Source organism: Streptomyces sp. DSM 116795, from assembly GCF_055792905.1.
This window is the reverse complement of the sequence record NZ_CM147707.1, coordinates 1039100-1060471: the sequence shown is the minus strand read 5'-3', so window position 1 is coordinate 1060471 and position 21372 is coordinate 1039100. Positions and strand designations below refer to the sequence as shown.

Annotated in this window: 18 protein-coding genes; 14 read left to right on the top strand and 4 right to left on the bottom strand. The window is 71.8% G+C overall.

The window, feature by feature from the left end; translation table 11 throughout:
• The first annotated feature begins 38 nt into the window (after window positions 1-38).
• Window positions 39-1040, top strand: coding sequence for a TIGR03842 family LLM class F420-dependent oxidoreductase (locus tag ACSMXX_RS04520; RefSeq protein ID WP_473182739.1), 1002 nt, complete (start codon window positions 39-41; stop codon window positions 1038-1040).
• A 91-nt stretch (window positions 1041-1131) separates the two neighbouring features.
• Complete coding sequence (locus tag ACSMXX_RS04515; protein ID WP_473182738.1) at window positions 1132-2700, top strand: NCS1 family nucleobase:cation symporter-1; 1569 nt, start codon at window positions 1132-1134, stop codon at window positions 2698-2700.
• Window positions 2701-2722: 22 nt separating this feature from the next.
• On the opposite strand, the gene ACSMXX_RS04510 is transcribed toward ACSMXX_RS04515, so the two are convergent.
• Window positions 2723-3916: an MFS transporter gene (locus ACSMXX_RS04510; RefSeq protein ID WP_473184629.1), complete on the bottom strand. Its 1194-nt coding sequence runs from the start codon at window positions 3914-3916 to the stop codon at window positions 2723-2725.
• A gap of 87 nt (window positions 3917-4003) precedes the next feature.
• Between ACSMXX_RS04510 and ACSMXX_RS04505 the strand changes: the two genes are divergently transcribed.
• Window positions 4004-4759 carry a helix-turn-helix transcriptional regulator gene (locus tag ACSMXX_RS04505; RefSeq protein ID WP_473182737.1) on the top strand — a complete coding sequence of 252 codons (756 nt, stop codon included), beginning with the start codon at window positions 4004-4006 and terminating at the stop codon, window positions 4757-4759.
• A gap of 50 nt (window positions 4760-4809) precedes the next feature.
• Here ACSMXX_RS04505 and ACSMXX_RS04500 read toward each other — a convergent pair whose 3' ends face one another.
• Window positions 4810-6153 carry a PP2C family protein-serine/threonine phosphatase gene (locus tag ACSMXX_RS04500; protein ID WP_473182736.1) on the bottom strand — a complete coding sequence of 448 codons (1344 nt, stop codon included), beginning with the start codon at window positions 6151-6153 and terminating at the stop codon, window positions 4810-4812.
• Between the two features lie 284 nt (window positions 6154-6437).
• Between ACSMXX_RS04500 and ACSMXX_RS04495 the strand changes: the two genes are divergently transcribed.
• Window positions 6438-7448: a methyltransferase domain-containing protein gene (locus ACSMXX_RS04495; protein WP_473182735.1), complete on the top strand. Its 1011-nt coding sequence runs from the start codon at window positions 6438-6440 to the stop codon at window positions 7446-7448.
• 64 nt (window positions 7449-7512) lie between these two features.
• Window positions 7513-8238: a B3/B4 domain-containing protein gene (locus ACSMXX_RS04490; RefSeq protein ID WP_473182734.1), complete on the top strand. Its 726-nt coding sequence runs from the start codon at window positions 7513-7515 to the stop codon at window positions 8236-8238.
• Window positions 8239-8253: 15 nt separating this feature from the next.
• Here ACSMXX_RS04490 and ACSMXX_RS04485 read toward each other — a convergent pair whose 3' ends face one another.
• Window positions 8254-8907 (bottom strand): TetR/AcrR family transcriptional regulator, encoded by a 654-nt coding sequence (locus ACSMXX_RS04485; protein ID WP_473182733.1) that lies wholly within the window; start codon window positions 8905-8907, stop codon window positions 8254-8256.
• A gap of 68 nt (window positions 8908-8975) precedes the next feature.
• Between ACSMXX_RS04485 and ACSMXX_RS04480 the strand changes: the two genes are divergently transcribed.
• Together ACSMXX_RS04480 and ACSMXX_RS04475 are read left to right on the top strand one after the other, a co-directional pair.
• Window positions 8976-10391, top strand: a complete 1416-nt coding sequence (locus ACSMXX_RS04480; RefSeq protein ID WP_473182732.1) for an MFS transporter — start codon at window positions 8976-8978, stop codon at window positions 10389-10391.
• A complete protein-coding gene (locus tag ACSMXX_RS04475; protein WP_473182731.1) occupies window positions 10370-11596 on the top strand; it encodes an FAD-dependent monooxygenase in 1227 nt (408 codons plus the stop codon). Before ACSMXX_RS04480 ends, ACSMXX_RS04475 begins: the two co-directional genes overlap by 22 nt.
• Before the next feature lie 12 nt (window positions 11597-11608).
• On the opposite strand, the gene ACSMXX_RS04470 is transcribed toward ACSMXX_RS04475, so the two are convergent.
• Window positions 11609-12472, bottom strand: a complete 864-nt coding sequence (locus ACSMXX_RS04470) for an SIR2 family NAD-dependent protein deacylase (RefSeq protein WP_473182730.1) — start codon at window positions 12470-12472, stop codon at window positions 11609-11611.
• Window positions 12473-12814: 342 nt separating this feature from the next.
• Between ACSMXX_RS04470 and ACSMXX_RS04465 the strand changes: the two genes are divergently transcribed.
• The 7 genes from ACSMXX_RS04465 to ACSMXX_RS04435 all read left to right on the top strand — a co-directional run bounded on the left by ACSMXX_RS04465 (window position 12815) and on the right by ACSMXX_RS04435 (window position 21332).
• Entirely contained in the window at window positions 12815-14338 is a 1524-nt protein-coding gene (locus tag ACSMXX_RS04465; protein ID WP_473182729.1) for an ABC transporter substrate-binding protein, read from the top strand.
• A complete protein-coding gene (locus ACSMXX_RS04460) occupies window positions 14335-15288 on the top strand; it encodes an ABC transporter permease (protein WP_473182728.1) in 954 nt (317 codons plus the stop codon). The genes ACSMXX_RS04465 and ACSMXX_RS04460 overlap by 4 nt, the downstream gene beginning before the upstream one ends.
• A 125-nt stretch (window positions 15289-15413) precedes the next feature.
• Window positions 15414-16238, top strand: a complete 825-nt coding sequence (locus tag ACSMXX_RS04455) for an ABC transporter permease (RefSeq protein ID WP_473184628.1) — start codon at window positions 15414-15416, stop codon at window positions 16236-16238.
• Between the two features lie 125 nt (window positions 16239-16363).
• On the top strand, window positions 16364-17395 hold the full coding sequence (locus ACSMXX_RS04450; protein WP_473184627.1) for an ABC transporter ATP-binding protein: 1032 nt from the start codon (window positions 16364-16366) through the stop codon (window positions 17393-17395).
• Between the two features lie 140 nt (window positions 17396-17535).
• Window positions 17536-18555, top strand: a complete 1020-nt coding sequence (locus tag ACSMXX_RS04445) for an ABC transporter ATP-binding protein (protein ID WP_473184626.1) — start codon at window positions 17536-17538, stop codon at window positions 18553-18555.
• Between the two features lie 33 nt (window positions 18556-18588).
• Window positions 18589-20451, top strand: a complete 1863-nt coding sequence (locus tag ACSMXX_RS04440) for a gamma-glutamyltransferase family protein (RefSeq protein ID WP_473182727.1) — start codon at window positions 18589-18591, stop codon at window positions 20449-20451.
• A 62-nt stretch (window positions 20452-20513) separates the two neighbouring features.
• The gene (locus tag ACSMXX_RS04435; protein ID WP_473182726.1) at window positions 20514-21332 is read left to right on the top strand and encodes an inositol monophosphatase family protein; all 819 of its coding nucleotides are present in this window, start codon (window positions 20514-20516) and stop codon (window positions 21330-21332) included.
• The last annotated feature ends 40 nt before the right edge of the window (window positions 21333-21372 follow it).

Genomic DNA, 21372 nt, shown 5'->3' with positions numbered 1-21372 from the left:
AGCGGTTGCTGTGTCTGAACAGAAAGGACGGACAGGGCATGGACTTCGGACTCGTACTGCAGACCGATCCGCCAGGGTCCCGCACGGTCGGCCTCATGCAGCGTGCCGAGCGGCAGGGTTTCCGGTACGGCTGGACGTTCGACTCGGCGGTGCTGTGGCAGGAGCCGTTCGTCATCCACAGCCGCGTGCTGGAGAACACCGACCGGCTGATCGTCGGCCCCATGGTCACCAACCCCGGCACCCGCGCCTGGGAGGTCACCGCCTCCACCTTCGCGACGATGAACGAGATGTACGGCAACCGGACGGTGTGCGGCCTCGGCAGGGGCGACTCGGCGATGCGCGTGGCCGGACGCCGGCCGAACACCCTCGCGCGGGTCAGCGACGCGATGTCCGTCATCCGCGACCTGGCGGAGGGACGCGAAGCGGTCGTCGACGGTACGCCGCTGAAGTTCCCATGGGTGCGTGACGGGAAGCTGCCGGTGTGGATGGCGGCGTACGGGCCGAAGGCGCTGGCCATGGCGGGCCGTGAGGCGGACGGCTTCATCCTCCAGCTCGCCGACCCGTATCTGACGGAGTCGATGGTGAAGGCCGTGCGGGTCGCCGCCGCGCAGGCCGGCCGAGACCCGGACGACGTCACGGTCTGCGTCGCCGCACCCGCCTACGTCGGCGACGACATCCAGCACGCGCGGGAGCAGTGCCGCTGGTTCGGAGGCATGGTCGGCAACCACGTCGCCGACCTCGTCGCCCGCTACGGCGAGGACTCCGACCTCGTACCCGCCGCGCTGACCAGCTACATCAAGGCCCGCCAGGGCTACGACTACGCCCACCACGGGCGTGCGGGCAATCCCGACACCGAGTTCGTCCCCGACGAGGTCGTCGACCGTTTCTGCCTGCTGGGGCCCGCGGAGGCGCACATCGAGAAGCTGCGGACGCTGCGGGACCTGGGTGTCGACCAGTTCGCCGTGTACGCCATGCATGACGCCACGGAGTCCGTGATCGACGCGTACGGACGGGACATCATCCCGGCCCTGAACAACTGACCCACCGGACCACCGGGCGACGGGCGGCGGCCTCGGGCCGCCGCCCGTCCCGACAACCGAATCCCAGCACCGAGCCGAAGAGGTGTGTGCCATGACCGGGACCGCTCCAACCGCCGCACCGGGCCCGCAGGACGTGCCCGGCACCGGCACCGCTGAAGAAGTCACGCACCCCGACGGCCGGGTGGAGCTCGTCAAGGGCGCGATACCCGAAGGCAGCCGGTTCGCCAACGCGGACCTGCATCCGGTCCCCATGGCCAAACGGCACTGGACCACCTACAACTTCGCCGCCATCTGGATCGGCATGGCGCACAACATCCCGTCCTGGATGCTCGCTTCGGGCCTCGTCGCCTTCGGCATGGACTGGAAGCAGGCCGTCTTCACCATCGCCCTGGCCAATGTGATCGTGCTGCTTCCGATGCTGCTGACGGGCCACGCGGGGCCCAAGTACGGCATTCCCTTCCCCGTCTTCGCGCGGGCCTCCTTCGGGCTGCGCGGCGCGAACCTTCCGGCGATGATCCGGGCCGCCGTGGCCTGCTGCTGGTTCGGCATCCAGACGTGGATCGGCGGCGTGGGCATCTTCGTACTCCTCGGCAAGATCTTCGGCGGGTGGGCCGAGGCCGCGAAGATCGGCGGGGAGCCATGGACGATGTGGCTGTGCTTCGTGCTGTTCTGGGCGCTCGAACTCGCCATCATCTACCGGGGGATGGAGACGCTTCGCCGCTTCGAGAACTGGGCCGCCCCGTTCGTCCTCGTCGGCGCATTCGTACTGCTGGCGTGGATCGCGTTCAAGGCCGGCGGCTTCGGGCCGCTGCTGGACGAGCCTTCCAAGCTGGGCTGGGGCCCGGAGTTCTGGCCGGTGTTCTTCCCCGCGCTGATGGGCATGATCGCCTTCTGGTCGACGCTGTCGCTCAACATCCCCGACTTCACCCGCTTCGGCGCGGGACAGCGGGCACAGGTGTGGGGCCAGTCCCTCGGTCTGCCCACGACGATGACCCTCTTCGCCCTGCTGTCGGTGTTCGTCACCTCGGGCTCGCAGGTCGTCTACGGTGCCTCCGTCTGGGACCCGGTGGAGCTCGCGGGCAAGACCGACAACGTCTTCGGGCTGCTCTTCGCCCTGGTCACCGTGCTCATCGCCACGATCTCCGTGAACCTGGCCGCGAACGTCGTCTCACCCGCGTACGACCTGGCGAACCTCGCGCCGCGGTTCATCAACTTCCGCACCGGCGCGCTCATCACGGGTGTCATCGGTGTGGTGATCATGCCGTGGAAGCTGACGGAGACGCCCGAGCTGTACATCTACACCTGGCTCGGCACGGTCGGCGGTCTGCTCGGCACCGTCGCCGGCATCCTCATCGCCGACTACTGGATCGTGCGCCGTACGCGTCTGCAGCTGGCCGAGCTCTACCGCGAGGGCGGGGCGTACTGGTACGGCTCCGGCTGGAACTGGCGTGCCGTGGCGGCGTTCACGGTGGGCGGCCTGCTGGCCGTCGGCGGCTCGTACTCCGCCAAGGGCAAGGGGCCCTTCCCGGCCGACGGCCTGATCCCCTTCCTCCAGCCGCTCGCCGACTACGGCTGGGCGGTCGGCGTCTCCAGTTCGCTCCTGCTGTACGTCCTGCTGATGCGGGTGGCGCCGCCGAAGGCGCCGGGCGCGGCGGGCTGACGCGTTCGCCGTTCCAGGGGGCTCAGGGCCGGGCGCCGGGGTCGGCGACGGATTCCGGCTGTTCCCCGTCCGGCTTGCCGGCGGCCGCCTCCGCCATCTCGGGTTCCTCCAGAGTGCGCAGGAGCAGCCAGCCGACGGCAGGCAGCGCGATGAGCGGCGCCAGCGCGGTCTGCAGAGAGGCGGCGTCGGCGACGGCGCCGATGAGCGGGCTCGCGATGCCGCCGATGCTGACGGTCAGGCCCAACGTGACGCCGGCGGCGGTGCCGACGCGTTGCGGCAGATAGTCCTGGCCGAGGGTGATGTGCAGCGAGAAGGGCACGTAGAGGCCGGCCGAGGTGAGGGCGACGAAGACGTAGAGCAGCGGACCGGGTACGAGGACCACCCCGGCGACGGCGAGCACGGTCAGGGCGTAGGACCACTGCACGACGCGGATGCGTCCGTGCCGTTCGGCGAGCCTCCCGCCGGTCACGGTGCCCACGGCGCCGCCGAGGTAGAGCACGAACAGCGCGGCCGTACCGGAGAGTTCACCCCCGCCGATGCGCTGGCGCACATAGAGCGAGATGAACGCGCTGAGGCCCACGAAGACGATCGAGCGGCACACGACGGCCCCCGACAGCCTGATGAACGACTCCCAGTCGTCCGCGCCGACGGCCGCCTTCGCACGGGCGGCCGCTGCCGCCGATGCGGGGGCTTCGACGCCGCGCAGGGCGGCCAGGCACAGCGCCGCTCCGGCAAGCGCGGGGACGACCAGCAGCGGCGAGGCACGCAGGCCGCCCGTGGCGATGACGGCGGAGACCAGCAGAGGCGCGGCGGCGAAACCGAGGTTGCCGCCGAGGGAGAACCAGCCCATCGCCGTATGGCTGCCGCGGCTCGCGCGCCGCGCCACCCGGGCGGCCTCCGGATGGTAGGCGGCTACGCCGATGCCGGACGCCGCGACGGCCGCCAGCGTGACGGCGTACGAGCCGCCCACACCGGCCAGAGCGACACCGGCACCGCCCACCAGGGTGCTCACCGGCAGCAGCCACGGCATCGCCCGTCTGTCGGTGAGCGCTCCGAACAGCGGCTGCATCACCGACGACAGCAGGGACGCGGCCAGGACGATGCCGGAGGCGGCGGCGTAGGTGTAGGAGCGCTCGGAGACGAAGAACGGCACGAGGGCTGCCACCGCGCCCTGGTAGACGTCCACGCAGGCATGCCCGAACGACAGCAGCGTGATGGGCCTGGTACGCGGGGACTTGTTCGTCTGCACCCCGGCATCATCGCCACCGCCCAGCTTGGCGCGCTTCCGATAAGATGCCAATCCATGCCGGTTATCCGCCACACCCCCGAAGCGCCCACCCGCACCCAGGTGATGGCGCCCGGAGAGCGCATCGACGCCCACCGTCACGACGACCACCAGATCATCTACGCGGGTTCCGGCGTCCTGGCCGTCACCACCGGGGCGGGCACCTGGTTCGCCCCCGGCACCCGTGCCATCTGGGTCCCCGCGGGATGCGTCCACGCCCACCGCGCCCACGGCCACCTCGCCCTGCACCTGCTGGGCCTGCCTGCCGGCACCAACCCGCTCGGGCTCGACGCCCCCACGGTCCTCGCCGTCAGTCCTCTGCTGCGCGAACTGATCCTCGCCTGCACCCGGGACCCGCACGACGAGACCCCCGAGCGGCGGCGCCTGCTCGCGGTGCTCCTGGACTGCCTCCGCGTCTCACCGCAGGACCCCGTACGGCTGCCGGCGCCGGCCGACCCCCGCCTCGCGGCCGTCTGCGACCTCCTGCACCGCGATCCCGCTGATCCGCGGAGCCTGGCCGAACTGGCGAGCGCGGCGGGAGCCGGCCAGCGCACCCTCAGCCGGCTCTTCCACCGCGAACTGGGCATGACGTTCCCCCAGTGGCGCACCCGGCTGCGCCTCTACCACGCACTGTGTCTGCTGGCCGACGACGTGCCGGTGACCACGGTCGCCCACCGCTGCGGCTGGTCCTCCGCCAGCGCCTTCATCGACGTCTTCCGCCGCGCCTTCGGCCACACCCCGGGCAGCCACAAGGCCGTGCCGGAATCCGGCTGAGCGGCGGCGGCCCGGTTCCACGTGGCCGGCTCCCGGCCCCCCCGGATCGTTCAGGCCCGGGACGAACTCCCCGCCGGATGCATGTAGTTGTGCCAGTCGAGGCAGAGCACGGTCGCGTCGTCGCGCGGATCGTGGTCCGTGGCCGTGAGGACGGACCTCGTGAACGTCTGCACGGCCTCGCGTGGATGCTCCGCGGCGGTGGCTTCGACCAGCCGGCGCAGGCCCTCGTCGTCCTGGTCGGGTTCGAGCATGCCGTCGGTGAACAGGACGAGGCGGTCGCCCGGGCGGAGAGCGATGTTCTGCACGCGGTATTGCGGGTGGGGTTCGATCCCGAAGGGGAGGTCGATGAGCGGGGTGAGCTCCCGGGCCTCTCCGTCCCGCAGCAGCAGGGGCCACTGGTGCCCGGCGTTGACGAAGGCGGTCTCCCCGGTCTCGAAGGCGATCCACATCAGCTGCCCGGTGACCATGGCCTGTGCGCTGTGCGCGGCGAGGGCATGCTGCACCTGAACCGACTGCTCGGAGACCGCCCGGTGCTCGTGTATGGCGTGTTCGATGACCGCCTGGTTGGCGGCGTGCGCCTGGGCGAGCAGGTCCTGGCCGGCGCGGCGTGCGTTGCGCAGGGCCGCGACCACGACGGTGGCCAGCTGCGCCGCCCGTACGTCGTGCCCCATGGCGTCGGTGAGAGACAGATGCAGACCGTCCTCGCCCAGGGTGTAGTCGAAGGTGTCGCCGCCGACGTTGGCGGCCGGTTCCAGCGACCCGGCGACGGTGAAAGGGCCCGCGTCACATGTGAAGGACTCGGGCAGCAGCCGGTGCTGGATCTCGGAGGCCAGCGACATGCGCGTGGTGCGCCGCCCCCACTCGTACAGGTCGGTGAAGCGTCTGTTGACGATCACGACGTAGGCGAGGGCGTGGGCGGCCTCGCTGATGCGTTCCAGTCTGTCCCGGTCCGGCCGGGAGGGCAGGGTCAGCTCCAGCAGCCCGATCGCGTCCCCCCGGTCGGTGACCGGCGCGATGACCTTTGTCGGCTCCTCCGCGCGCGCCGCCGCCGGTCCCTCCGCAGGTACCGACGCGGGCTCGCCTTCGTGCACCAGGCTGTCCGCGGCGTCCACCGCCGTGTGCTCGACGGGGCCCACCCAGAGCTGCTGGTAGCGGATGACATGCCCGTACACGGTTCCGGCGAGGGGCAGCTGCTCCGGGCCGGAAGCGGCACCGACGGAGTGCCCGGGCAGCCGGACCACGGCCCTTCCGCCGAGGTCGGTGATCAGGAACGACACGTGGACGGCGGCGAATTCCTTCTCGAGTATCCGCGCAAGCACGGCGACGGACCGCACCGGAGGTTCGCGTTCCACCGAGGCAAGCAGATCGTCCGTCCAACTACGCCGGTCACTCACGTCCCGCGTCCTTCGCTTCGGCACTTCGCTTCGGCACAAGCACAACCCGACACTGCGGGAGAGGCAGTGGCCTCTCCTTCCCGAAAGCCTGCGTGCCGCCCCTGCCCGCCGCCCGGCAGGCGCCCCCGATCGCGTGAAGCGGGTGGGGCGGGGTGCGTGGCGGTGCCGGGGCTCGTGCCGTCCCCGGTGCCTCACACCTGTCTCACCCGTGCCTCACCGGCGGGATGGACGCCCGGGCCGGGCGTGCCTTGCCCGCCTGCCGTTCCGGCCGGGAGGATCGCCCGGTGCCCGACACCTCCCGGACGACCGCATTCGACGCCGCCCTCGCCGCCGTACCGGCCGAGCGGTTCCACGGCGCGGACGGCCGTGCCGTACGCCCGCTCACGCCGGCTGCCGTCACCCACCGGCACCTGCGGATGCTGGACGTGCGCCCCGGCGCGAGCGTCCTCGACATCGGCCTCGGCTCGGGTCTGTCCGCCGCCCTCATCGCCAGGCTGGCCGGTCCGGACGGGAAGGTGACGGCCGTCGAGATCGACCCCGGCCTCGCCGGGCGCGCCGAAGGGCTCTATGCGCAGCACGGACACCCGGTCGGCGTCGTCGTCGGCGACGGCCTCCGCGGACACCCGCCCCACGCCCCGTACGACCGCATCCTCGCCGGCACCACACCGCCGGCGGTGCCGGACGCCTGGCTGCGCCAACTCAAGCCCGGCGGCGTGCTGTTGTGCGGCGTACGCACCTCCGGCCTGCCCAGCGGCTACGCGATCGCCCGCATCACCGTCGACGAACGGCACAGACCGCACGAAGTCTCGGCCCATCAGGGCGGCTACATGCCGATGGTCGCGCCCGAGCGGCCGGAAGACGTCACCAGCGCGGCCGACCCCGGACAGCGGGAGCGTTCCGTCACACTGCTCGGCGCGCACGAAGCCGGCACGGCGGCCTCCTGCCTCACCGCGCTCACCGGCGCTCGCCACATCGAGCCGAGCCCGGCCAAGTACGGCGACTGGTTCCACCTGAAGGACTGGCTGATCGCCGCCGAACCGGACGGTCTGCTCGAAGCGACGGTCGAGCGTGGCAACGGAATCGGCATCGGCTGCCTGTCCCCGGACGGCACCGGCCATGCCGCTCTCGTCACCGGCCTCCACCTCATCGCCGACCGGCCGGAGTCACCGGCCCTCGTGACCCTCGCCGGGCTGATCCGCCGCTGGCGTGCCGACGGCTCTCCCCGTACGGACCAACTGCGCGCGGAGCTCTGCCCGGTGGGCGATTCGTGGCGGGCGCGGATCACGACCGGCTGACCTGGTCGCAGATGCTGTACTGTCCAGTGCATTGAAGTGTCCTGCGCTCCGAGGAGAGATCACCGTGACGGTCGGCATCGGCACCACAGACGTGGCCGCGCTGCGGCGATGGCTCGACGAGGCGTTCATCGATCCCGCGGTCGGTGAACTCCGCCCCGACTACCGGGCGTTGCTCGTCGCCGCCGAGGGCCTGCGGCCCGGCCCCTCCGACGAGTTCAGCGAGAGCATGCTCGCCCCCGCCGAGGCGGAAGCCTGCGGCGACCCCGGCGCGCACCCCCATGTCTCCGCCTGGCACGAGGCGTTCCGCGCCTTCGGTGCCAAGCCCAAGCGCGTACGGCCGAGTGTGGACGCGCTGCTGCGCCGCGCACCGGGCGGCGGGCTGCCCCGCGTGGACCGGCTCACGGACGTCTACAACGCCGTCTCCGTCGCCCACGTACTGCCCGTCGGCGGCGAGGACTTGGACCGCTACGCCGGCCCCGCCAGGCTCGTGCGGGCCGAGGGCACCGAGCCCTTCGCAGCCGCGTCGGGCGGCGAAGAGACGGTGGAGCACCCCCGCTCCGGGGAGGTCGTGTGGCGTGACGACGGCGGAGTCACCTGCCGACGCTGGAACTGGCGCCAGTGCGTCCGCACACGCCTGACCACCCGCACCACCCGTGCCGTCTTCATCCTCGACGCCCTGGCCCCGATGAGCGACGACGCGCTGACAGCCGCGGGCGGGGCGCTGACTCAGGCGCTGTCCGCGGGGAGCCCCGGCGCCCGTACCGCGGCACGGCTGCTGCGGGCGGGGTAGGCAGCCCCGCACCGTTCAGTTCGCGCTGCTCCGGCCCTGCTTGGTCCCGTACGCGCGAAGAAAGGTCCGCACTCCCTCGACGACGAGTGGCCGGACGCGGGTGTCCTCCGCGGCGTTCGCGGAACCGAGCCTGTCCAGCGCGACGCCGAAGGTCAGCGCGATGAACTGGTCGGCCGCGAGGCGCGGGTCGGGGACATCGAGCAGTCCGGCCGCGGCGCATGCGGCGAACCGCTCGGCAATCGCCTCGTCGGGGGTGTCGGCCATGGCGTTGTAGCTCCGGTGCGGCAGGTGGCCGGATTCCGCCCGGACCAGTCGCTGCAGCGTTGCGTACTCCGCCGAGCCGAGCATGTCGGTCGCGATGCGCATCGAGAACGTGACCAGAGCGTCCTCGAGGTCGGCACCCTCGGTGCGGTCGGTGAGGGTGTCGTCCAGGGTGCGCCGGATCGTGGTGATCAGTGACTGGCCGACGTCGTCGACGACTGCTCGCAGCAGCGTCTGCTTGTCGCCGAAGTAGTCGTAGACCGTCCGCTTGGACACCTCGGCCCGGGCGGCGACCGCGTCGACGCTGGACCGGTCGAAGCCGTCTGCGAGGAACAGTTCCCGGGCCGCCGAGAGGATGGCGGCCCGCTTCCGCGTGGACCCCTCGCGCAGTGTCTTCGTGGTCGGCATGGGCACATCCTAACGTTCTACACTGCACGGTGTAGTGTAGGACGCCGGCAATGACGGAAAGGACGTCCATGACTGCAACTCTGGCTCCCCCGGCTCGCATCGGTAAGGCCGCTGTCGGGGCTCTCGGCATGCTGGCCGTCGCCACCGGTGCCCTGGAGTCGGTGATGGCGCCGACGCTCCCGCTCCTGCAGCGCGAACTGGAAATGAGTCCGGCCGAGGGGGCGTTACTCAGCATCCTGATCCCCATCACCGGCGCGCTCGTCACACCGATCGCAGGCAAGTTCGGTGACCGCTACGGGGGAAAACGAGTCCTGATCCGGCTGATGGCGGTGGTTTCGGCCGGCGGCCTGGTGTCCGCACTGGCGCCGAATCTGCCGGTGCTGCTGCTCGGTCAGGTACTGCAGGGAGCGATGGTGGGCGCGCTGCCCCTGTCGTTCATCGTGGTGCGCAAACACCTCCCCGCGGGAGAGTCGAAGGTGGCCATCGGGCTGGTCAGCGGGCTGTTCGTCGGAGGCGGGATGGTGGGAATGCTGTCCGCCGGGCCGGTGGCGGAAGGGCTGTCCCGGCACTGGATGTTCGCGCTGCCGACGATCGTGGTCATCGTGGCCGTCGTCCTCGTGAACCGGCAGGTGCCGCAAGATCCGGCGGACCGGTCGGACGACGCCGGGGTCGACTGGCTCGGCCTGGTTCTCCTGAGCGGGACGCTGGTCACGCTCCTGCTCGTGCTCTCGCTGGCGGCCGACATCGCCTCACAGCCACACGTGCTCGGCGCCCTCGTCGTGCTTCTGGCCGCCTTCGTGGCCGGATGGATAGCCGTCGAGCGTCGTGCGGCCTCGCCGATGATCGATCTGCGCATGCTGGCACGGCCTGCGATGTGGAAGTCGTGTGTGCTGACGTTCGTGATCTGCGTCGGTGCCTCGATGGCGGTCTTTCTCGTTCCGCAGCTGTGGGGCGTCTCCGGCGACGGGTACGGTTTCGGGGCCAGTGCCACTGAGATCGGCTTCTTCCTGCTGCCCGGCACTGTGGCCGCGATGCTGGCCGGGCCAGTCGGTGGCATCTGGGAGCGGCGTTTCGGCTCGCGTGCCGTGGCCACCGCCGGGATCGTCGTCATGGCCGCCGGTCTGATCGCCATGGCGGCCGTGCACTCCGAGGCCTGGCACCTCGTCGTCGGCAAAGCACTGGTCGCGCTTGCCAATGGCCTGTGTGTCACGGCGATGACGACGAGCATCGCCACATCCGCCGCTTCGAATGAGACCGGCGTCGCCACCAGTCTGATCCTGGTGACCCGCGTGCTCGGGATGGCTGTGGGCGGGCAGCTCGGTGGTGCGCTCCTCGCCGCCGGCACCCCTTCCGGGTCGGATGTCCCTGCCGAATCGGCCTTTGTCATCGGCTTCGTCATAGCCGGTGCCGTCACGGCGCTGGCCCTGCTCGTCACCCGCACCTTGCGTAAGGGAGTCAAGGAATGCCCCGCACCGATCAGCTGACGGATGTCCGTACGACGCCGAGGCGCAAGGTCCTGATATCCGGGGGCGGCATCGCGGGGCCCGCCCTTGCGTTCTGGCTGAACCGCCACGGATTCGCGGTGACGGTGGTCGAGAAGGCGGGCACGCTTCGCGGCGGTGGATATCCGGTCGACGTGCGGGGCACCGCGCTCGAGGTCGTCCGGAGGATGGGAATCCTGCCGCGCCTGCAGGACGCGCACATCGACCTGCGCCGGCTGACCTTCCTCGACGGGGACGGCAGCGAGGTGGCGTCGGTCGACCCGTACACCGTCACCGGCGGTGTCGCGGGACGGGACCTGGAGGTGCGGCGCGGGGAACTGACCGGCGCTCTGTACTCGGCGGTCCGTGACGACGTGGAGTTCTTGTTCGACGACTCCATCGACACCCTCCACCAGTCCCGCCACGGGGTCGACGTCACCTTCCGCGGGGGCAGCAGGCGTACGTTCGACATGGTGTTCGGCGCGGACGGACTGCACTCACGTACCCGCGAGTTCCTGTTCGGCCCCGAAGAGCAGTTCCACCGGTACCTCGGTTACTGCTTCGCCGGGTTCACCATGCGCAACACCTTCGGGCTCTTCCGCGAGACCGTCATGTGGAACGCCCCGGGCAGGGCCGCGGCACTCTACGCCGTGGGGGACGACGACCAAGTGCACGCCCTCCTGAACTTCGCCCACCCGGAACCGCCGTTCGACGCGGTCCGGAATCCGGAGGCCCAACGGGACCTGGTCGCCGCGGTCTTCGCCGACGCGGGATGGGAGGTCCCGGGCATGCTTGCCGCCATGCGCGACGCGGATGATCTGTTCTTCGACGCGGTCAGCCAGATCCGCATGCCTCGCTGGTCCAGCGGCAGGGTCGCGCTGGTGGGCGACGCCGCGTACGCGCCCTCGTTCCTTACCGGACAGGGGTCCAGCCTCGCGCTCGTCGGCGCGTACATGCTCGCCGGTTCCCTGGCCGGCCGGGACCACGCCGCGGGCTTCGCTGCCTACGAACACAGCACCCGTGAGTTCGTAACCGTGAACCAGGAGCAGGCCGGCGAGGGCGATGCCGCACTCTTCCCGACCACCGCCCGGGCCCTGGAGCAGCGCAACGACATGCTGCGCAATCTCAGTGCCATGCCCTCCGCGGAGGGAAGACCGGCCCATTCGGCCCTCACCCTGCCCGGATTCGGTCCCACCGCCGGGGGTTGAGCGCGAAGGCACTCAACCCCCGTGCAGTCCCTCCAGCAGCGCCGGAAGCGCCTCGCCGATCGGCTCGCGCACGACCTCGTCCGCCAGGCCGTCGTATGGCGTCGGCTCGGCGTTGACGATGACGAGGCGGGCCCCGTGGTCGACGGCGATCTCGGCTAGCGACGCCGCGGGCTGCACCTGAAGCGACGTGCCGACGGCCACGAAGACGTCGCAGGCCTTCGCCACGCCGACCGCCTGGCCCAGCACATCGGGATCGAGGGCCTGCCCGAACATCACCGTGCCCGACTTGAGGATGCCGCCGCAGCCGAGGCACGCGGGGTCGTCCTCGCCCGCCTCGACCCTCTCCAGGGCCTGGGCCATGGTGCTGCCGGCCTCGCACTGCGTGCACACCACGGTCCGTGAACTGCCGTGCAGCTCAAGCACCTTGCGGCCGGGGAGCCCCGCGAGCTGGTGCAGCCCGTCCACGTTCTGCGTGATGACCCGCACCGGCTTGCCGGACCTCTCCAGCTTCGCCACCGCCTCGTGCGCCGCGTTCGGACGGGCGTCCCAGGTGGGGCTGGTGCGGCGCATCTGCCATGACTTGCGCCGGACTTCGGGATCGGTCATGTAGTAGTCGTACGTGACGAGCTTCTCCGCCTCGGGATCGCGCCGCCAAAGTCCTTGCGGACCGCGGTAGTCGGGGATGCCGGAGTCCGTGGAGATCCCCGCGCCGCTGAGGATCGCCACGAGGGGGCCGCGGGGGGAGCCGTTGGAGCCCGTGGAGTCCGCGGGGTGCCCCGCGTGCGTGGTGTGCGGTCCGTCCGGTGCGGGGGCGGGTCCGGAGCCGGGTGCGGGGCCGGCGCCGGGGGAGTCGGGGGAGTCGGGGGAAGCAGCCATGCCCGCCAAGGGTAGTCATCCGCGGACGGAACGACGGATCACACTGCGTGGACTCAGTGGTCACGCAGCCGCAACGACCGCTGGTCGGGCCGGTGCGGAAGGCCGCTGCGAACCCTTGTCAGTTGGCTGTATACGGCATACTGTCGCCCGCATCCTGTCGATCCGCTTCAGAGGTGGACAGCCTTGCTCCCCCAAGCTTCCTCCCGCGGGCCCCGTCAGGGGGAGTGCCCCCGGCGCGTACGAGCCCTCCAGCGCGCCGTGGCCCTGACAGCCGCTCTCGCTCTCGGCGCGACAGGCTGCGCTTCCCTGACGACGTCGGCGACCGAGGTCGGCGGAGTACGGATGACCGACGACAGGCCCGTGCGGGACGGCGCCACGCTCACCGTCGCGTTCAAGTCCGATCCGGACAAGCTGGATCCGAGCCTCGGCAGCACCCTCGTCGGCCGCAGCGTCTTCGCCTCGATGTGCCAGAAGCTCTACGACACCGACGCGCGCAACCGCATCCGGCCCCAACTGGCCGCCGGAATGCCCAAGGTGAGCGACGGCGGCCGCAAGGTCGTGATCGAGGTGCGCCGCGGTGCCCGCTTCAGCGACGGAACGCCGCTGAACGCAGAAGCCGTCGAGACGTCGCTGCGCCGCCACCGCGACCTGCCCGAGTCGGCCCGTGCCAGCGAGCTCGAACCCGTGAAGAGCATCGAGGCCACCGGCGGCGACAAGGTCGAACTGCGCCTGAAGGAGCCCTACGAGCCGCTGCTCGGCGCGCTCGCCGACCGCTCCGGCATGGTGATGTCGCCGCGGGCGCTGAAGAAGTACGGGAAGGACTTCGCCACGCATCCCTCGTGCGTCGGGCCCTTCCGGTTCAAGGAGCGGGTGACGGGCGACCGGATCGTGCTGGAGAAGGACCCGAACTACTACGCCGCCTCGGGCGTACATCTGCGGAAGGTCGTCTACCGCACGATCATCGACGGCAATGTGCGGCTGGCCAACCTCCGTTCCGGCGACGCCCAGATCAGCGACCAGACCGCACCACTCGAAGTGCAGAGCGCGCTGACCGACGACACCCTCCAGGTCTTCAACTCACCGACGCTCGGCTACCAGGGCCTCACCGTCAACATCGGCAACTCCCGCGGCCTGGGCAAGAAACCGGGCAAGGTGAACAGCTCCCTCGCACGCGACGGACGAATACGGGAGGCGTTCGCGCTCTCCCTCGACCGAGCACTCATCAACAAGATCGTCTTCCAGGGCATGTACGACACCGCCTGCGGGCCCGTCGCCCCCTCCAGCGAACTCGGCACGAAGACGCGCTGCCCCGGCCGGGACCTGGGGCGGGCACGCCAACTCCTGCGCGAGGCGGGGCAGAAGGGCCGTGTACCCGTCGAACTGACCATCTCCAACACCGTGGAGGACATGCGGCTCGGGCAGGTCGTCCAGGCGATGGCTAAGGACGCCGGGTTCCAGGTGAAGCTGCGGCCCACGGAGTTCACCACCCTCCTCGAACACGCCGACAAGGGCGACTTCGAGGCCGTGTCGGTCGGCTGGTCCGGCAGGCTCGACCCGGCGGGCAACATCGACGCCTTCGCCGCGACGCTCGGCTCGGAGAACCGCTCCGGGATCTCCGACGAACGTATCGACTCCCTCATCGAGGACGGACGCCGCACGTCCGACCCGGACGAGCGCAGGGAGATCTACCGCGACGTGACCGCCGCCATCAACGACGAGCACGCCCTCGTCTACCTCTACCGGCAGCGCAACTACGTCGTCACCACCAAAGAGATCGCGGGCCTGCGCGTGTACGGGGACGGGCTGATACGCGTCGAGAACGCCGGCTACGCCCCGGGCGGAGACACGGAGGCGAGGAGCCGATGACCCGCTACGTCCTGCGCCGCCTGGGCCAGTCGGCGGTGACGCTGGTCCTGGTCAGCATCGTCGTCTTCCTCGGCGTGCGCGCCATGCCCGGTGACACGGCACGCGCACTCGCCGGGGAGGAGACCAACCCGGAGGCGCTGGAGGCGATACGCCACCAGTACGGGCTCGACCAGAACATCGCCGTGCAGTACGGCCGTTACGTGGAGCAGGCCGTCACCGGCGACCTCGGCACCTCGGCCCGCACCGGCCTGCCCGTCGTCGACGGCATCTTCGAGGCGCTGCCCGTCACCCTCGAACTCGCCCTGCTCTCCCTCCTCCTGGCCGTCGTCGTGGGCATCGGCGCGGGAGTCGTAGCCGCCGTTCGGCGCGGCAGGCCCGCCGAATGGTTCGCCAACACCATTGCCCTGCTGGGGCTTTCGGTGCCGAACTTCTGGCTCGGCATCGTCCTCATCCTCGGATTCGCCATCGCCGTACCGCTGTTCGCCGCATCCGGGTTCGTGCCCTTCGGCACCGACCCGCTGGAGAACCTGCGGCGGATGGTGCTGCCCGTCGTCGTCCTCGGCAGCGGCCTCGCCGCCATCGTGATGCGGCAGACCAGAGCGGCGATGCTGGAATCGCTGTCCGCCGACTACGTGCGCACCGCCCGCGCGAAGGGCCTCGCGCCGCACCAGGTCGTCGGCGGGCACGCGCTGCGCAACTCCCTCGTCACGGTCGTCACCGTGCTCGGCCTCCAGCTGGGCCATCTCATCTCGGGCGCGGTCGTCACGGAGCAGATCTTCGTCCTGCCCGGCTTCGGGAAGCTGATGATCGACGCCGTCTTCACCCGCGACTACGCGATGGTTCAGGGCGTCGTGCTCTTCACCGCGGCCGGCTACATCCTCGTCAATCTCGCGGTGGACCTGCTCTACTCCGTCATCGACCCGCGCATCCGGCTGGGAGGCGCACCGTGAGCACACAGAGCCCGCAGCGACCGGAACAGCCGGGAAGCCCGGAGCGTCCTGTCGCCGCACCCGCTGCCGGCACGGAAGCGCAAGACGCGGGTACCGTCGGCGCCGCACCGGCACATCCGGCCGGTCTGCTGCGTCAACTGCGCCGCAACAGGCTCGCGTTCAGCGGCGCCGTCATCGCCGCCGTCTTCGTCCTCGTCGCGCTGGCGGCCCCGCTGATCGCGCCGTACGACCCGGCGCGCGCCGACTTCGGCTCCGCGCTCGCCGCACCGGGCCTGGACCACTGGCTGGGCACCGACGACCTCGGCCGCGACCAGCTCTCCCGGGTGATCCACGGCGCCCGCGCCTCGATGCAGGTGGGGGTGCTGGCCGTCGCTCTGGCGTTCGCGGCCGGCGTGCCGCTCGGGCTGCTCGCCGGGTACTACGGGCGGTTCGCGGACTCCCTCGTCTCACGCGTGACCGACACCATGCTCGCCTTTCCCTTCCTGGTGCTGGCCGTCGGCCTCGCCGCCGTGCTGGGGCCGTCGCTGCTGAACGCGACGATCGCGATCGGCGTCTCCCTCGTCCCGCAGGTCATACGCGTCACGCGTGCCGAGACGCTGCGCCTGAAACACCTCGACTACATCGGCGCGACGATCGCCGGCGGCGGAGGTGACGGCACCGTTCTGGCCCGGCACATCCTCCCCAACGCGGCCTCCGCGCTGCTCGTGCAGGCCACGGTCGGCGTCCCCACCGCCATCATCGGGGAGGCCCTGCTCAGCTTCCTCGGCCTCGGCGTGCAGCCGCCAGAACCCTCGCTCGGCGTGATGCTCTCCAGCGCCCAGCCCTACATCGCGGCGGCGCCCTGGATGGCGGTCTTCCCCGGGCTCGCCATCGTCGCGGCGACGCTCGCCTTCAACCTTTTCGGTGACGGCCTGCGCGACGTACTCGACCCGAGGGGGGTGACCCGGTGAACGGACCGACGCCCGCGGCCCCGGACCCGGCAACCGCGGCGACCGCCGCCACTGCCGCAACCGCCGACACCGCCGCAACCGCCGACACCGCCGACACCCCCGACGAGGCTGGCGCCCGGGAGCCGGTGCTGCGCGTACGCGACCTGTCGGTGACCTTCCACGCCGAGGAGGGCGACGTACACGCGGTCGACGGCATCGGATTCGACGTCGAACCGGGCGAAGTGCTCGCCGTGGTGGGCGAGTCGGGGTGCGGCAAGTCCGTCGCGTCGCTGGCCGTGATGGGGCTGCTGCCCGGAACGGCCCGCGTCAGCGGCTCCGTGCTGCTCCGCGGACGCGAACTCGCGGGCGCGGAGGAGAAGTCGCTGCGTCGTGTGCGCGGCAGCGAACTGTCCATGATCTTCCAGGAGCCGATGACGTCGCTCAACCCGGTGCTGAGCGTGGGACGCCAGATCGGCGAGGTGCTCCGCCGCCATCAGGGCCTGGACCGGCGGGAGGCGAAGGAACGCGCCGTCGAACTGCTGGATTCGGTGGGCATTCCCGCCCCGCGCCGCCGCATCCACGAGTATCCGCACCAGCTCTCCGGAGGCATGCGCCAGCGCGTCATGATCGCCATCGCGGTCGCCTGCGACCCGGCGGTGCTCATCGCGGACGAGCCGACCACCGCACTCGATGTCACGGTCCAGGCGGGCATCCTCGACCTGCTGACGTCGCTGCGCGAGCGGCTGGGCACCGCGATCGTGCTGATCACGCACGACCTCGGCGTCGTCGCCCACACCGCCGACCGCGTGCTCGTGATGTACGCGGGACGTGCCGTCGAACACGCCGGCGCCGACGACCTGTTCGCCCGGCCCCGGCACCCCTACACGCGTGGACTGCTCGACGCCGTGCCCCGCCCCGGCGCGCGGGCCGCCGACCCCGCGGGCGAGCGCGCACGGCTGCGGGAGATCCCCGGCATCGTCCCCGGACTGTCCCGGCAGCCGGACGAGTGCACCTTCGCACCGCGCTGCTCCCGCGCCGACGAGGAGTGCACCGCCGGGCGGCCGACGCTCACCGGCACCGCCGAAACGGACGGTGACGGGGTGGGCCACGGGCACACCGCGGCCTGCTTCCACCCTCTGGGCGGTACAGGGAAGCCGGGCGAGGAGGCAGCACCGTGACCACCACCCCGGACGGAACCACCGAAGCCGGAACCACCGAAACCGGAACCACCGAAGTCGGGTCCGCCGGCGCCGCGGACGCGCCCGCCGCCGCGGAGGCTCCGGCCCCCGCTCCCGCTCCCGCCCTCGAAGTACGCGGCCTGGTACGCCACTTCGCCGCCCCACGCGGAAAGGGCTCCGTACGCGCCGTCGACGGCGTGTCGTTGACCGTCGGACGCGGCGAAGTCGTGGGCCTCGTCGGGGAGTCGGGCTCCGGAAAGTCGACCGTCGGGCGGTGCGTCGTACGCCTCGACACACCCACCGCCGGCACCGTCCGCATCGGCGGTACCGACATCACGCGGCTCTCCCGCCGCCGGCTGCGCCCCCTGCGCAAGGACTTCAACATCGTCTACCAGGACCCGTCCGCGTCCCTCGACCCGCGAATGCGCGTCGCCCGCATCGTCGGCGAGCCTCTCGCCCTGCACCGGGCGGCGAGCGGCGCGGCCCTCCGCGACCGGGTGGAGGAGCTGCTGGGACAGGTGGGCCTGCCGCCCGGGACGGCCGGGCGCCGCCCGCACGAGCTGTCCGGCGGGCAGCGGCAGCGCGTCTCCATCGCGCGTGCGCTCGCCGTCGACCCGATGCTGCTCGTCGCGGACGAGCCGACCTCGGCCCTGGACGTATCCGTACAGGCGTCCGTGCTGAACCTGCTGGCCGATCTGCAGCGCGACCGCGGCTTCGGCTGCCTGTTCATCACGCACGACCTGGCCGCCGTGGAGTTCCTCGCCGACCGCATCGCCGTGATGTACCTCGGCGAGATCATCGAGACGGCACCGGCCGGTGAGCTGTTCGCCGCGCCCAAGCACCCGTACACGCAGGCGCTGCTCTCCGCCGTGCCCGTCCCCGATCCGCCGGTGCAGCGGGCGCGGGAGCGGATCGTGCTCCTGGGCGACCTGTCCGGCTCGGTCCTCGGACCGGGACTCCCCAAGTCCGGCGGCGCGGCGCACACTGTGGACCACTGCCGTTTCCACACCCGCTGTCCCCTCGCAGTCGACCGCTGCCGTACGGAGGCGCCCGAGCACCGCACACTGCCGGGCCCGGGCGGCACCCGCACGGTGGCCTGCCACCTCGTGGCGGACGACGGAACCGCGCCCGACGCGGCAGCCGCACACGTCCGCTCCTGACCAGCACACCTACAGCAGGGAGCAGCACCACCCGTGTTCACGACCCGTCCCACCCTCCAAGGCACCTTCGGCATGGCCTCCTCCACCCACTGGCTCGCTTCCCAGACGGCGATGGCAGTGCTGGAGGACGGCGGCAACGCCTACGACGCCGCCGTCGCGGCGGGCTTCGTGCTGCACGTCGTCGAACCGCATCTGAACGGCCCCGCCGGCGAGGTGCCCGCTGTCGTCGCGCCCGCCGGCGGCCCCGTGCGCGTGCTGTGCGGGCAGGGCGTCGCACCGCGCGGCGCGAGTGTGGAGCACTACACGTCACTCGGCCTCGGACTCGTCCCCGGCACCGGCCCGTTGGCGGCCGCCGTACCGGGCGCCTTCGACGCGTGGATGACGCTGCTGCGCGACCACGGCACGCTGTCGCTGGAGCGGGTACTCGGCTACGCCATCGGCTACGCCGAGCGCGGCCACCCGGCTGTCGAGCGCGTCGGCGAGACGGTGGAGACCGTCCGTGAGCTCTTCGAGACGGAATGGACCACCTCCGCCGCTCTCTACCTGCCCGGGGGACGCGCGCCCGTTCCCGGCGCGCTGCTGAAGAACCCGGCCCTGGCCGCGACCTGGCAGCGGCTGCTGACCGAATCCGCGGCCGCCGGCCCCGGCCGCGAGCAGCGCATCGACGCCGCGCGGCGCGTGTGGCGTGAGGGCTTCATCGCCGACGCCCTCCTCGCCGCCTCCGCCCGCCCCACCATGGACACCTCGGGCGAGCGCCACACCGGCACCCTCACGGGCGACGACCTCGCCGGCTGGGAGGCCACGTACGAGGACCCCGTCACCTACGACTGGAACGGCTGGACGGTATGCAAGGCCGGACCCTGGTCGCAGGGCCCCGCCCTGCTCCAGCAACTGGCGCTCCTGCCGGACGACGTGACGCCCGCCGACGTGGGATCCGCCGATGTGACGTCCGCCGACGCGGCCACCGGCTCCGCCTTCGCGGATGCGGCCTTCGTCCACCGCCTCATCGAGGGCACCAAGCTCGCCATGGCCGACCGCGAGGCCTGGTACGGCGACGCCGGCGGCCCCGCCCAGGTCCCCGTCGAGGCGCTGCTCTCCGCGGAGTACAACCGCGCCCGGCGCGCGCTCATAGGCGAGAGTGCGTCCCGCGAACTGCGCCCCGGCAGCCCGCAGGGCCGTGAGCCCCGCCTGTCCGCGCACGCCGCCGCCGTCGCCTCCGGCGAGGCCGGCGTCGACGGCCTCGCCGTCTCCGCCGGCGCCGGCGAGCCCACCGTCGCGCGCAACGGCGCCACCAGCGGCGACACCTGCCACATCGATGTCGTCGACCGCTGGGGCAACATGATCAGCGCCACTCCCAGCGGCGGCTGGCTGCACTCCAACCCCGTCGTCCCCGAGCTCGGCTTCCCGCTCGGCACCCGTCTGCAGATGACCTGGCTGGAGCCCGGCCTGCCCAACTCCCTCACCCCGGGCCGCCGTCCGCGCACCACTCTCACCCCGTCCCTGGCGATGCGCGACGGCCAGCCGGTCCTCGCCTTCGGCACACCCGGCGGCGATCAGCAGGACCAGTGGCAGCTGCACTTCTTCCTGTCCGTGGCGCTGCGTCCGTACGTACGCGGCGGGCTCGACCTCCAGGGCGCCATCGACGCCCCGAACTGGCACACCGACAGCTTCCCCGGCTCCTTCTATCCGCGGGCCATGCGTCCCGGCAGCGTCACCGTCGAGTCCCGGGCCTCGCAGGAGCTCACCGACGGGCTGCGGCGGCGCGGCCACGACGTCGAGGTGGGTCCCGCATGGTCGGAAGGACGGCTGTGCGCAGTCGCACGCGACCCGGAGACCGGCGTGCTCAGCGCCGCCGCCAACCCGCGCGGCATGCAGGGCTATGCGGTGGGCCGGTGACCGCCGCCGGGGGCAGGGGGACGCGGGCGGCGTCGGCCGGCGCCCCGTGCTTTCATGGGCGCATGATCGACGATGAGCTGATCGCAGCGGTCGAAGGGGTCGTACGCAGGGCAGTCGAGCAGGAGGTGACTCCGCGGTGGCGGCAGCTCGGCGACGACGAAGTGGTGCAGAAGAGCGGGCCGCACGACCTCGTCACCGTCGCCGACCAGCGCGCTGAGGAGCAGCTGAGCAGAGAGCTGGCGAACCTGCTGCCCGGCTCCGTCGTCGTCGGCGAGGAAGCGGTGCACGCCAAGCCCGCCACGTACGAGGCGCTGCACGGCGACGCGCCCGTGTGGATCGTCGACCCGATCGACGGCACACGGCAGTTCGTCCGCGGCCACGAGGGGTTCTGCACCCTCGTCGCCCTCGCCCGCTATGGCGAACTCCTCGCGTCCTGGACGTACGCGCCGGTCCCCGACGAGATGGCCGTCGCCCGGCACCGCGGCGGCGCGCTGCTCAACGGGGAGGCGCTGCGCGCGGGATCGCCCGAGGAGGGCAAGGTTCTCGAAGTGGCTACCTCCCACCCGGACTTCACGACGGACGCGCAGAAGCGGTCGCTGCTCGGTCTGCGCACCGAGGGCGTCGCCCCGCGCCCCTGCGGCTCCGCGGGGCTCGAGTACCTGTCAGTGGCGCGCGGGCGCGTCGACGCCGTCGCCTTCAGCTGGGAGGCCGCGTGGGATCACGCCGCGGGGCTGCTCCTGGTGGCCGAAGCGGGCGGTGAGAGCCGCACCGTCGACGGGGAGCCCTTCCGCCTCGCCGGCGGCAACGCGCTGCCCTTCACCGCGGCGCGGGACGCCGGCACGGCCCGGCGTATGGTGGGGCTGCTGCGCGCCGGACGTTGACCAGGTACGGCACGCGACCTCACAGGCGAGGGGAGAGCCG